The 12,159-nt window shown below is 63.9% G+C and carries 11 protein-coding genes; 6 read left to right on the forward strand and 5 right to left on the reverse strand.

Annotation, left to right across the window (positions count from 1 at the left end):
* Positions 1 to 5: 5 nt before the first annotated feature.
* Positions 6 to 410, reverse strand: coding sequence for a cupin domain-containing protein (locus tag EN824_RS03200; RefSeq protein ID WP_127280216.1), 405 nt, complete (start codon positions 408 to 410; stop codon positions 6 to 8).
* A gap of 138 nt (positions 411 to 548) precedes the next feature.
* On the opposite strand from EN824_RS03200, the gene EN824_RS03205 reads away from it, so the two are divergent.
* From EN824_RS03205 to EN824_RS03225, 5 genes are all read left to right on the forward strand, one after another.
* Positions 549 to 1,340 carry an ABC transporter ATP-binding protein gene (locus tag EN824_RS03205; protein WP_127871720.1) on the forward strand — a complete coding sequence of 264 codons (792 nt, stop codon included), beginning with the start codon at positions 549 to 551 and terminating at the stop codon, positions 1,338 to 1,340.
* A 396-nt stretch (positions 1,341 to 1,736) separates the two neighbouring features.
* Positions 1,737 to 2,615, forward strand: coding sequence for an ABC transporter permease (locus EN824_RS03210; RefSeq protein ID WP_135931890.1), 879 nt, complete (start codon positions 1,737 to 1,739; stop codon positions 2,613 to 2,615).
* On the forward strand, positions 2,612 to 3,766 hold the full coding sequence (locus EN824_RS03215; RefSeq protein ID WP_135881944.1) for an ABC transporter permease: 1,155 nt from the start codon (positions 2,612 to 2,614) through the stop codon (positions 3,764 to 3,766). Before EN824_RS03210 ends, EN824_RS03215 begins: the two co-directional genes overlap by 4 nt.
* A gap of 40 nt (positions 3,767 to 3,806) precedes the next feature.
* Positions 3,807 to 4,778, forward strand: coding sequence for an ABC transporter substrate-binding protein (locus EN824_RS03220; protein WP_027160663.1), 972 nt, complete (start codon positions 3,807 to 3,809; stop codon positions 4,776 to 4,778).
* Positions 4,779 to 4,981: 203 nt separating this feature from the next.
* Positions 4,982 to 5,425: a CHRD domain-containing protein gene (locus EN824_RS03225; RefSeq protein ID WP_127279293.1), complete on the forward strand. Its 444-nt coding sequence runs from the start codon at positions 4,982 to 4,984 to the stop codon at positions 5,423 to 5,425.
* 133 nt (positions 5,426 to 5,558) lie between these two features.
* On the opposite strand, the gene EN824_RS03230 is transcribed toward EN824_RS03225, so the two are convergent.
* The 3 genes from EN824_RS03230 to EN824_RS03240 form a co-directional block, all read right to left on the reverse strand.
* Entirely contained in the window at positions 5,559 to 7,208 is a 1,650-nt protein-coding gene (locus tag EN824_RS03230) for a thiamine pyrophosphate-binding protein (RefSeq protein WP_135931891.1), read from the reverse strand.
* Positions 7,205 to 8,380 (reverse strand): CaiB/BaiF CoA-transferase family protein, encoded by a 1,176-nt coding sequence (locus EN824_RS03235; protein ID WP_135931892.1) that lies wholly within the window; start codon positions 8,378 to 8,380, stop codon positions 7,205 to 7,207. The genes EN824_RS03230 and EN824_RS03235 overlap by 4 nt, the downstream gene beginning before the upstream one ends.
* A 99-nt stretch (positions 8,381 to 8,479) precedes the next feature.
* Positions 8,480 to 9,412 (reverse strand): alpha/beta hydrolase, encoded by a 933-nt coding sequence (locus tag EN824_RS03240; protein WP_135931893.1) that lies wholly within the window; start codon positions 9,410 to 9,412, stop codon positions 8,480 to 8,482.
* Between the two features lie 189 nt (positions 9,413 to 9,601).
* On the opposite strand from EN824_RS03240, the gene EN824_RS03245 reads away from it, so the two are divergent.
* Positions 9,602 to 10,609 (forward strand): ribonuclease, encoded by a 1,008-nt coding sequence (locus tag EN824_RS03245; protein ID WP_135931894.1) that lies wholly within the window; start codon positions 9,602 to 9,604, stop codon positions 10,607 to 10,609.
* Between the two features lie 49 nt (positions 10,610 to 10,658).
* Here the strand turns inward: EN824_RS03245 and EN824_RS03250 are convergent, their stop codons facing one another.
* On the reverse strand, positions 10,659 to 11,945 hold the full coding sequence (locus tag EN824_RS03250; protein WP_127278581.1) for a GGDEF domain-containing protein: 1,287 nt from the start codon (positions 11,943 to 11,945) through the stop codon (positions 10,659 to 10,661).
* Positions 11,946 to 12,159 lie beyond the last annotated feature (214 nt).

Raw genomic sequence — 12,159 nt, forward strand, 5'->3', positions numbered from 1 at the left:
CGGTGTCAGGCGACGAGCGCATCCAGTTCCGGCAGCAGAACGACGCTTTCCTGTTCGTTGGGATCGGTGCGGGCAATGACGGCCGAAGAGGGGGCGTTGCTGAGATTGGCCGGCAGATGCGGCACGCCAGCCGGGATGTAGAAGAGGTCGCCGGCCTTGACGACGATGTGATGTTCGAGCCGGTCGCCATACCAGGTATGGACTTCGCCGGAGAGCACGTAGATCGCCGTTTCGTGGTTCTCGTGCAGATGCGCCTTGGCGCGGGCGCCGGGCGGCATGGTCAGCACGTGCATGCAGATGCCGGATGAGCCGACCGTTTCGGTCGCGATGCCGGCCAGATAGGTCAACCCCTGCTTGCCTTCATAGGTGCTGTCAGGGCGAATAAGACGACAAGTGGGTTTGGGCGACATCGGGGAAACTCCGGGCGTCGATTGAGTGGAACAAGGTCGGTGGGCCAATGGGACAGGGCAAGTGGAAAACAACATCGCGATAAAAGCAACCGGATTTCAGCCGGCGCCCCGGTGCGGTGACAAGGCAGGCCGCAACCGATGACGGGATCTTCGCCAGCCGTCGTTTCGGCAAGCAAGCTTGGCCTCACCTTCCAGACCAATGACGGCCCGGTCCAGGCGCTGTCCAATGTCGACCTGACCATCGGCAAGGGTGAGTTCGTCTCCTTCATCGGGCCGTCCGGCTGCGGCAAGACCACGCTGCTGCGCGTCATCGCCGATCTGGAGAAGCCGACTTCGGGGATGATTTCGGTCAACGGCATGACGCCGGAACAGGCGCGCGAGAAACGCGCCTATGGCTATGTCTTCCAGGCAGCCGCCCTGTTTCCCTGGCGCACCATCGAGCGTAATGTGGCGCTGCCGCTGGAGATCATGGGCCTGTCCAAGACCGAGCAGGCGGAGCGGATCAAGCGCACGCTCGACCTCGTCAACCTCACCGGCTTCGAGAAGAAATATCCCTGGCAGCTTTCAGGCGGCATGCAGCAGCGCGCCTCGATCGCGCGCGCCTTGGCCTTCGACGCCGACCTCCTGTTGATGGACGAGCCGTTCGGCGCGCTCGACGAGATCGTGCGCGACCACCTCAACGAGCAATTGCTGCAACTGTGGGGCCGGACCAACAAGACCATCTGCTTCGTCACCCACTCCATTCCGGAGGCCGTCTATCTGTCGACCCGCATCGTCGTCATGTCGCCGCGTCCGGGCCGGGTCAGCGACATCATCGAATCGACGCTGCCGAAGGAGCGGCCGCTCGACATCCGCGAGACACCCGAATTCCTGGCGATCGCCGCGCGGGTGCGCGACGGGTTGAGGGCGGGGCATAGTTATGATGATTGAGCGCCCCGGCAAGCGAGCGATCAACCTCGCCTTCGTCATCCTGGGGTGGAGCAGGCGCGCAGCGGCCTGCGTTATGGAAGCCGCCCGCCGCGATTTCGTCATCCTAGGGCGAAGCAAGGAGCGAAGCGACGCGGCGCAGACCCTAGGATCCATGCCGTTACTTCTGAGCTCCGCAACGGTGCAAAACGATGCACCCTCCGCTGTGCCTTCGAAGGGGAATTTTCTCTACTGCTTACACTCCTTGATCGACGTCACGGAATGGATCCTAGGGTCTGCGCGACGCTTCGCGTCGCTCCGCCCTAGGATGACGAGCGCGAAGGTGGTCGACCTCCGCTTCGCTCCGGCCACCCTCTCCCCGATGGGGAGAGGAGGGCGCCTCGCTGGCGAGGCCTCCTGATGGACACCTTCCGCGACAAACTCGTCCCCGTGACATCGATCCTGGCCGGTGTCATCGTGCTCTGGTACGTTTTCGCCGTCATCCTCAACGCGCCCTTCCAGCGCGATCTCGACACCCGTGCCAACGAAACCCCCGGCACTGTCGAGTTCATCGGCAAGACGCTGTCGCAGCCGAAGCCGACGCTGCCGGCTCCGCATCAAGTGGCGGTGAATTTCTTCGAGAACACCTTTCTGCGGCCCATCACTTCGAACCGCAGCCTCGTCTACAACGCCTGGGTCACGCTGTCCTCGACGCTGCTCGGCTTTGCCTTCGGCACCGCGCTCGGCATCGTCATTGCCGTCGGCATCGTGCATGTGGCGACGCTCGACCGCAGCCTGATGCCGTGGATCATCGCCTCGCAGACCATTCCGATCCTGGCGGTGGCGCCGATGATCATCGTCGTGCTGGCGGCGATCGGCATCACCGGGCTGATCCCGAAGGCGATGATCTCGACCTATCTGTCGTTCTTCCCGGTGACGGTCGGCATGGTGAAGGGCCTGCGCTCGCCCGAGATCATGCATCTCGACCTGATGCACACCTACAATGCCAGCCGCACGCAAACCTTCTGGAAATTGCGCGTGCCGGCCTCGGTGCCGTTCCTGTTCACCTCGATGAAGGTGGCGGTGGCGGCAAGCCTGGTCGGCGCCATCGTCGGCGAACTGCCGACAGGCGCGGTCGCCGGCATCGGCGCCAAGCTTCTGGCCGGCGCCTATTACAGCCAATCGATCGACATCTGGTCGGCGCTGGTCGCGGGCTCGATCGTGGCGGCACTTCTGGTCATGGTGGTCGGCATTGCCGGCCGCATCGTCGACCGCGCCATGGGCGGGAGGCCGGCATGAACTGGCTGAAACCTTCCTGGCAAGCGGTGCTGGCGATTGCGCTGTGCCTGATCGCGGTCGCGCTTGGCGCCATGTCGAGGCCGGAAGCGGCAGCGCTTGCGGACCCGACGGCGAGCATCAACTATCCCTATCTGGGAACGAAGGGCTTGATGCTCGGCCTTGCCGTGGTCGCGGCGCTGATCTCGATGGTCAGGATTCCATCCGTTGCAGAGGCCGTCGTGCTGTTCATCGGCGCGCATCTCGTCGCCTGGCTGCTGATATCGGGGATCGCAGGTTTCGAAGGCGCGGCACTGGCGCCGTATTTCCTGCTGCTGACGGCCGTCTGGCTGCTAGGCTGGCGTTGCGTCGCGGTGCTGTCGGGGCTCCGCCCGATAGCGGGTTGGGCGCGGACCGCTTTGCGTCTGATCATCCCCGCCATCTTCGGCGCCTGGATACTGATCATCTGGGAGGCGGTGACGCGGGGCGCCGGCATCCCCTTCATCCTGCTGCCGCCGCCGAGCGCGATCGGCGCGCGCATCGCCGGTTCGCTGCCGATACTCGGCGCCGATGTCCGGCAGACCATCTTCAAGGCGGTGCTCTTCGGCTATGTCGTGGGCAGCGGCGCCGGCTTCATCACCGCCATCCTTGCCGACCGCGTGCCGTTCCTGCGGCGCGGGCTCTTGCCGATCGGCAACATGGTCTCGGCGCTGCCGATCATCGGCGTGGCGCCGATCATGGTGATGTGGTTCGGCTTCGACTGGCAGTCCAAGGCGGCCGTGGTCATCATCATGACCTTCTTCCCGATGCTGGTGAACACGGTCGCCGGGCTCGCCGCGTCCGGCCATATGGAGCGCGACCTAATGCGCACCTATGCGTCCGGTTATTGGCCGACGCTCATCAAGCTCCGGCTGCCGGCGGCAGCACCCTTCATCTTCAACGCGCTGAAGATCAACTCGACGCTGGCGCTGATTGGCGCCATCGTCGCCGAGTTCTTCGGCACGCCGGTAGTCGGCATGGGATTCCGCATTTCGACCGAGGTCGGGCGGATGAACATCGACATGGTCTGGGCCGAAATCGCAGTTGCAGCACTTGCGGGTTCGGTCTTTTATGGCGTGGTCGCCCTTGTCGAAAGGGCCGTCACGTTTTGGCATCCCTCTGTCCGTGGTGGATAGGGGCGGTGGGTTTAGGGCACTAACTTCAGAGGGTAAAAAAATGAAAAGACTTATTATTCCAGTTCTGGCCGGCGCGATGTCGCTGGCCGCGTTCCAGGCAATGGCCGCCGACAAGGTGACCTTGCAGCTGAAATGGGTCACGCAGGCGCAGTTTGCCGGCTACTATGTCGCCAAGGCCAAGGGCTTCTATGAGGCCGAAGGCCTCGATGTCGACATCAAGCCGGGCGGCCCCGACATCGCACCCGAGCAGGTGATCGCGGGCGGCGGCGCCGACGTCATCGTCGACTGGATGGGTGGCGCGCTCGCCGCGCGCGAAAAGGGCGTGCCGCTGGTCAACATCGCCCAGCCCTTCAAGAAGGCCGGCATGGAACTGGTCTGCCCGAAGGATGGGCCGATCAAGACCGAAGCCGACTTCAAGGGTCATACGCTGGGCGTCTGGTTCTTCGGCAATGAATATCCTTTCTACGCATGGATGAACAAGCTCGGGCTCAAGACCGAGGGCGGCCCGGACGGCGTCACCGTCTTGAAGCAGAGCTTCGACGTGCAGCCGCTGATCCAGAAGCAGGCCGACTGCATCTCGGTCATGACCTACAATGAGTACTGGCAGCTGATCGACGCCGGCTACAAGCCCGAACAGCTCACCGTGTTCAACTACTCGGCGATGGGCAACGACCTGCTCGAGGACGGGCTCTACGCCTCGGAAGACAAGCTCAAGGATCCGGCCTTCGAGGACAAGATGGTGCGCTTCGTGCGCGCCTCGATGAAGGGATGGAAATACGCCGTCGACAACAATGACGAAGCTGCCGGGATCGTCATGGACGGCGGTGGCCAGGACGAGAACCACCAGAAGCGCATGATGAGCGAAGTCGCCAAGCTGATCGACAATGCCGACGGCAAGCTCGACCCGGCGACCTATGAGCGCACCGCCAAGGCGCTGCTCGACCAGAAGATCATCACCAAGGAGCCGACCGGCGCCTACACCACGGCCATTACCGACAAGGCGGTCAAGTAAGCCGGACTGGCGTGATCAACAGCGCCTGCGACCGGTTTGACGGCTGATACCAAAAGGGGCGGGCGACCGCCCCTTTTCCATGCGCTCCAATCACAAAACCGTGTGCAGGGATACATTGCGCCGCCCATCCGTTGCAATGAAGCATGCGCGCGTCGGGGGAACCGCGACGCATGCTTTATTCAATATTCAATCGGAGGTTCTTCATGCGCGCTCACTCCTTCCTTCCGGCGCTATCGGCGCTCGCTATTTCCACCGCTTTCCTGTTCGCATCACCGGCAATGGCCGAGATGGTGAAATACAAGGCGACCCTCGATGGCGGCCAGCAGAGCCCGGCCGTCACCACCAAAGGCAAGGGGACGGCCACTCTCACCTTCGACACGACCAAGAAGAAGCTCAGCTGGAACGTGAAGTATTCCGGCCTCAGTGGCCCGGCAGTGGCCGCGCATATCCACGGCCCGGCGGCAATGGGTGAAAACGCTGATCCCGTGATCCCGTTCAAAGGCAAGCTGAAGAGCCCGATCAAGGGGTCGGCCACGTTGACCGATGCGCAGGCCGCTGACCTGGAGGCCGGCAAGTATTACGTCAACGTGCACACGGCCGCCCACAAGGACGGCGAGATTCGTGGCCAAATCGAAAAGGCGATGTAGGGTCCGGAGCGCCGCTCGCGCTTGAAGGCCGGCGGGACAGCGCCCCCCTCTGTCCTGCCGGACATCTCCCCCACCTGGGGGGAGATCGGCAGCTTGGAATGCAGCACCTTCTCTTTGGAGCCGATCGGTTCCTTCAGCTTTTGTCGCGAATCTGCGTCATCGTGCGGGTCGGCGTGATCGCCTCGGGATCGAGCCGGACTTCGACGATCGCCGGCTTGCCGCTGGCGCGGGCACGTTCGAAGGCAGGCGCAAAGTCTTCGGTCTTCTCGACAGTCTCGCCATGGCCGCCATAGGCGCGGGCAAGCGACGCGAAGTCGGGATTTTTCAGGTCGGTGCCGACCACACGGCCCGGATATTCGCGCTCCTGATGCATGCGGATGGTGCCGTAGATGCCGTTGTTGACGACGACGACGATGATAGGCAGGTCGTATTGCACGGCGGTGGCGAATTCCTGGCCGTTCATCAGGAAGCAGCCGTCGCCGGCGAAGGCGACCACGGTGCGCTCCGGATAAAGCGCCTTGGCGGCGACGGCCGCTGGCGTGCCGTAACCCATCGAGCCGGAGGTCGGTGCTCCTTGCGTGGCGAAGCGGCGGAAGCGATGGAAGCGATGCACCCAGGTGGCGTAATTGCCGGCGCCATTGGTGAGGATGGCGTCGTCGGGCAATACCTTTTCCAGGTAATTCATGATCGGCCCCATCTGCACCGGGCCGGGGCCGCTTTCCGGCGGCGTCGACCAGTCGAGATAGGCGGCGTGCAACTTTGGCGTTTCTTCCGCCCAGGCCGGCATTCCGGCCGGCTTGCGCTTGGCGAAAGCCTCCACGAAAGCCGCGGGCGATGCATTGATCGCCAGCGTCGGGCGGTAGACCCGGCCGAGTTCGCCGGCATCGGCATGGACGTGCACCAGTGCCTGGTCGGGATAAGGGCTCTTCAGCAGCGTGTAGTCCGAAGATGGCATCTCGCCCATGCGGCCGCCGATCAAGAGAACGACGTCGGCCTGCTTGATCGCCGCCGTCAGCTTCGGATTGATGCCGATGCCGACATCACCGGCATAGTTCGGGTGCAGATGGTCGAACAGCATCTGGCGGCGGAAGGAACAGCCGACAGGAAGCGACCAGGTCTCGGCGATTTCGTGCATCCGCGCCACGGCGTCCGCGTTCCAGCGCGTGCCGCCGAGGATGACGAACGGACGCTTCGCGCTGCTCAGCAGCATTTCCAGCGCGTCGAGCTCGGCCCCGCCTGGATAGGTCTCGACCGGCGTATGGGGAAGTGCTTGCGGCGCCTTGACCTCGCTGGTCAGCATGTCCTCCGGCAGCGAGATGACCACCGGGCCAGGCCGGCCCGACGTTGCCACGGCGAAGGCGCGGGTGACGAATTCGGGGATGCGCGATGCGTCGTCGATCTCGACCACCCATTTGGCAATGTCGCCGAAAAACCTGACATAGTCCACCTCCTGGAACGCCTCGCGTTCCTTGGCGTGGCTGGCGACCTGGCCGATGAACAGGATGAGCGGAACCGAATCCTGCATGGCGATGTGGACGCCGGCCGAAGCGTTAGTGGCGCCGGGGCCGCGGGTGACGAAGCAGATGCCGGGCTTGCCGGTCAACCGGCCCTGGCAGTCGGCCATCATGGCGGCGCCGCCTTCCTGGCGGCAGACGATGGTGCGGATCGAAGAGTCATGCAGCGCATCGAGCACCGCAAGGTAGGATTCGCCCGGCACGCAGAAGATACGGTCGGTGCCGTTGGCTTCGAGGGCGTCGACGATCAGTTGTCCACCGGTCTTCATTTCCCAGACTTCTCCAGTTCGGCAAGGATTTCGTCAGTGTGCTCGCCGAGACGCGGCGAGGGGCGCTCATAGCTGAGCGGTGTGCCCGACATCACCATCGGGGCGCGCACCGACGGCAGGCGGTTGCCATGGCCGTCGTCAAGGTCGAGCCGCATGCCGCGGGCAATGGTCTGCGGATCGGCGAACATCTGGCCGATCGTGTTGATCGGGCTTGCCGGCACGCTGGCGGCTTCGAGCTGCGCCAGCAGCGGATCGCGATCCCAGGTCTTCAGCGCCTCGATGATGCGTGCGCGAAGGTCCACGCGGTTGGCGACGCGGGCGGGATTGGTGGCGAAATCGGGATTCGCCGGCAAATCGTCCAGCCCGACGGCGGCGCAGAATTTGCCGAACTGGCCGTCATTGCCGACAGCCAGGATGATGTGGCCGTCCCTGACCGGAAGCACTTCGTACGGGGCAATGTTCATATGCGCATTGCCCATCTGCACTGGCGACTTGCCCGAGACGAGATAGTTGAGGTTCTGGTTGCCGAGCGCCGAGATCTGGGTGTCGAACAGCGCCATGTCTATGTGCTGGCCCTCGCCGGTCTGTTCGGCATGGCGAAGTGCGGCCTGGATGGCGATCACCGAATAGAGACCGGTGAAGATGTCCGAGATGGCGACGCCTGCCTTTTGCGGCTCGCGGCCGGCCTCACCGGTGATCGACATCATGCCGGCCATGGCCTGGATGATGAAGTCGTAACCGGCGCGTGGCGCATAAGGCCCGTCCTGGCCGAAGCCAGTGATGGAGCAGTAGACCAGGCGAGGGTTGATTTTCTTCAGACTGCCGTAGTCGAGCCCGTATTTCTTCAGGCCGCCGAGCTTGAAGTTCTCGATCAGCACATCCGCCGTCGCGACCAGCCGGCGCACCGTCTCGGCGCCTTCCGGCGTCGAAAAGTCGATGGCGATGGAACGCTTGCCGCGATTGCAGGAATGGTAATAGGCGGCTGACAGGTTCTCGCCGTCATGGCTCATGACGAAGGGCGGACCCCATTTGCGGGTGTCGTCGCCGCCATCCGGGCTCTCGACCTTGATGACGTCGGCGCCGAGATCGGCAAGCAACTGCCCGGCCCAGGGGCCGGCAAGAATGCGGGCGAGTTCGACAACGCGGACGCCTTTCAGCGGGGGTTCGGCCATAAATCACCGTGGTTGCCGCAATCACCGTGATTGCCGCGAAAGCAGTGCCTCTATCAAGCCCGGCAGCGGCTGTCACGGTCCTTGCAATGGGCCAACCCGTCACGCTTTCAAGACATTGTCCGCCCAGCTGGCGAAATCGTCCATGATGATGTCGCGGTTCACCTCGTTCAGGCTTTCATGGCGGGTGTCGGCGTAAACCTTTGAAACCAGATTCGAAAAGCCCATCTTGCGCATACGATTGGCGAGATGGGTGATCCCCTTGCCGTAGTCCGAGGCCGGGTCTTTTTCGCCGCCAACGATCGCGACGGGGATGTCGCGGCGAACGGCGGCAAAGCCTGCATCCTTGCCGCCGTTGAGCGCCATGGCGACCACATCGCGCCACATCGAGATGGAGGCATCCCAGCCGCAGAGCGGATCGGCGATGTATTTCGCCACCTCCGCCTCGTCGCGCGACAGCCAGTCGAACAGAGTGCGATGGTTGGGCATCGCCTTGCCCCAGGCCTGGAAGGTGAGTTTCGGCAGCAGGCGCGACGGGACATCGGAGCCGAGCCGCATCCGTTCCCAGGCGAGGATACCGAGCGCCACTTGGCCGAGCAGGCCCTGTGAGAAATTGCCGTTCCAGATCGCGGCGGCATGAATGCGCCTGGAATGGCGCAACAGGTAGTTCAGCGTCACGGACGCGCCCATCGAGTGGCCGAAAAGGATTACCGGCAGGTCAGGCTGCTCGCCGGCGATGAGATCGTGGATGGCGTCGACATCGGCGATCACCTTGGCCGGGCCGTCCGTGTCGGCGAATCTGCCGAGCGGCGCGTCGGGCGCCTTGGTCGCGCCATGGCCACGGTGGTCATGAACGTAGACGTGGAAGCCCCGGGCAGCGAGGAAATCGGCGAAGCGGTCGTAGCGGGCGGCATGTTCGGCCAGGCCGTGATTGATCTGGACCACCGCACGCGCAGGGCTGTCGGCCCGCCGGACGAACAGATTGAGGTCTGCGCCGGTCGACGAGCGAACCACGCGCTGCTGGCTGAATGGCATGCCGGCCGGTCTCCCCCTGGTTCCGCCTTTGTCATGTCCAAACGTGTGCGCCGGTGCCAGATTTGCGTCAATCTGGCCTGCCGGCTTTTCCGCGACGATCTTTCTTGCCACGGGCCCGCAAATTATCGCAATTCTGACATGGAGACAGCTTCAGTCTGTCGCCCACTTTCTTCCAGCCGGGGATTCTCCATGCGCATTGCTGTTATTTTCGGATTGGCCTTGTTGGCGGGCTCGCTGGCAGGCGCGGCGCATGCCGACGTCAAGATGAGCGGCACCTTCGTGGCCGACGCTGCGTGTCCGGCGACTCAGGCGATCAAGAACGGCAAGAACCCCGGCAATGTCTCGACCGATGCCGGACAGAGCTATCAGCTGCTTGCCGGCAACAAGGACACGCCGACCCACTACCTCATCCAGGTGCCGGGCGCCGATCCCGAGCGCCGCTGGGTGAAGGTGAGTTGCGGCCACCTTTCGGGCAGCAGCGCGGCGACCGTGCGGGCGGCGCCGGGTGGGCAAGGCAAGCCCGCCGCCTCGGGAAAACCCGAATATGTCTTCGCCTTGAGCTGGCAGCCGGCCTTCTGCGAGACCAAGTCGAACAAGACCGAATGCAAGGCGCAAAATCCTGGCGAATTCGATGCCACCAATTTCACGCTGCACGGTCTGTGGCCGCAGCCGAACGGCAATTTCTATTGCCAGGCTTCGGCCAGCGACAAGGCCAATGACAATCCGGCCCACTGGCAGGACCTGCCGCCGGTCAACCTCGATGCCGATACCCGCGCGGAGCTCGACAAGGTGATGCCGGGCACCGCCTCGAAGCTGGAACGGCATGAATGGATCAAGCACGGCACCTGCTACGGCAAAAGCCAGCAGGAGTATTTTTCCGACGCCCTCCATTTGATGCGCGAGGTCAACAGCTCGCCCGTGCACGACCTCTTCGCCAGGAATATCGGTGGCAAGCTGACGGCGGACCAGATTCGCGGTGCCTTCGACCAGGCCTTCGGTGCGGGAGCAGGCGACAGGGTGCGGGTGTCCTGCGTCATCGATCCGTCGAACGGCCGGCGGCTGATCGGCGAACTGACACTCGGCCTTGCCGGTCCGATCGGCCCGAACAGCTCGCTCAAGGACCTGCTGCTGGCCTCGGTGCCGACCAACAAGGCCGGTTGCCCGACCGGCACGGTCGACGCGATCGGGTTCCAGTAAGTGCGGGATCGCCGTTTCCGGCAAGCCGGCGCGGCCGTCGCGGATAGGGCTAAACCTGGGCTGACCTGGTCCAGGCGATCGCAGCGTCGGCCTCATGCCCGCCGGGTTCACCGACGACGCGGTCGCGTCCGGTCGATTTCGCCTTGTAAAGGCGCTGGTCGGCGAGCGCGAACAGGTCGGCCAGGCACTGCGTCGTTTCGCTGACGCTGGAAACGCCGGCGCTGACGGTCAGTTCGAACCGGCTGGTGGCGGCCGATGCCTTGAGCGCGGTGCGGACGCTTTCGCCAAACAGCCTGGCGACGGAATGCGGACGCGAACTGAGGATGGCGAATTCCTCGCCGCCGATCCGGAACACCTGGTCCTCGGCGCCCGCCGCCTCGCAAAGTACGGTTGCGACCGCCTTCAGCGCCTTGTCACCCTCGGCATGGCCGAAACGGTCGTTGATCGACTTGAAGTGGTCGACGTCGACGATGAGCAGGCTGAGTGGCCTCGCCGTGCGCAGGCTGGCCTGGACGGCGGCTTCACCGTCGGCGTCGAAGCGTCCGCGGTGCAACAGGCCGGTCAGGCCGTCGCGGCCGACATGCTCGACCAGCGCTTCGTAGCGTTCGCGATAGGTCAGCGTCTCGAAAATGTCGGTCAGCCCACGCGGCATCTGGACGTCCCGGACCTCGAACCATTTGAGGTAGGCAACCAGCATGGCGCTGAAAGTCAGTGCCGCCGCCATCTTGGCGAACCAGCCGCCGAAGAAGACCGCGATCGGCGCCCCGGCAACAAAATGCAGCGCGGTGAAGAAGCCGGCCTGGTCGAAGGTGAGCACGCAGGCGACCGAAATCAGGATGCGCGCGAACTGTGCCTTGCGCAGGGTGCGCCCAAGCTTTTCATAGAGCAGAATGATCAGGATGGCGTCGATGACCAGCAGCGTCGTGCCCCACACCATCAGCCAGCCCATCTCGTCGATGAAGCCGATGTCGGGGAGCCGGCCGTCCGGCAGCGGCGCGATGGCGTGCATGCGAAGCAGCAGCACCAGCCCGATCATCAGCGCATTGCCGAGCAGCAGGCCGTAGATCGGCTGGCGCACGGTGGCGGCGTCTTCCTTCATGTAGAGCAGAAGGAGCATCACGAGCTTGCCGGAAAAGAGCACCGCCGAGCCTGGCGAGACCATGCCGAACGGCAGGGCGACGTAAAAGACGCTGGCGAGATAAGTCTCCAGGAAATGCATGACGCCGAGCGCGCAGACGAAGACACCGAGGCCGATGCGCTTGCGGAAGCGGAAAAGCGTCACCATGACGCTGAAGTAGACGACCGCTTCGGCAAGGAGCAGGAAACTGTTCAGCAATGCCGTCGATCCGATCTCTCTCGCGCCAGGAATCGGGGCAAGCCGGCGATTCCAACCCGATCCTGTTTTGACGCGGAAGGGTTAACCGGAGATTTCCGTGCGCCATCGACCGGTTGAAAACTTGGCTGCCGGTGCACACTTGTCCGTGTGGTTGGCCCGATCTGGCAAAAGCGATTGCCGTTCGCCGCCGCATCGCCTACATAGCGGCCAACCT

Origin of the sequence: Mesorhizobium sp. M8A.F.Ca.ET.181.01.1.1 (assembly GCF_004792025.1) — a bacterium.
In the GTDB taxonomy this organism is placed as follows: Bacteria; Pseudomonadota; Alphaproteobacteria; order Rhizobiales; family Rhizobiaceae; genus Mesorhizobium.

Coding starts and splice junctions, on each gene's coding strand:
- EN824_RS03200 (WP_127280216.1), bottom strand. CDS start 410: ATGTCGCCCAAACCCACTTGTCGTCTTATTCGCCCTGACAGCACCTAT.
- EN824_RS03205 (WP_127871720.1), top strand. CDS start 549: ATGACGGGATCTTCGCCAGCCGTCGTTTCGGCAAGCAAGCTTGGCCTC.
- EN824_RS03210 (WP_135931890.1), top strand. CDS start 1,737: ATGGACACCTTCCGCGACAAACTCGTCCCCGTGACATCGATCCTGGCC.
- EN824_RS03215 (WP_135881944.1), top strand. CDS start 2,612: ATGAACTGGCTGAAACCTTCCTGGCAAGCGGTGCTGGCGATTGCGCTG.
- EN824_RS03220 (WP_027160663.1), top strand. CDS start 3,807: ATGAAAAGACTTATTATTCCAGTTCTGGCCGGCGCGATGTCGCTGGCC.
- EN824_RS03225 (WP_127279293.1), top strand. CDS start 4,982: ATGCGCGCTCACTCCTTCCTTCCGGCGCTATCGGCGCTCGCTATTTCC.
- EN824_RS03230 (WP_135931891.1), bottom strand. CDS start 7,208: ATGAAGACCGGTGGACAACTGATCGTCGACGCCCTCGAAGCCAACGGC.
- EN824_RS03235 (WP_135931892.1), bottom strand. CDS start 8,380: ATGGCCGAACCCCCGCTGAAAGGCGTCCGCGTTGTCGAACTCGCCCGC.
- EN824_RS03240 (WP_135931893.1), bottom strand. CDS start 9,412: ATGCCATTCAGCCAGCAGCGCGTGGTTCGCTCGTCGACCGGCGCAGAC.
- EN824_RS03245 (WP_135931894.1), top strand. CDS start 9,602: ATGCGCATTGCTGTTATTTTCGGATTGGCCTTGTTGGCGGGCTCGCTG.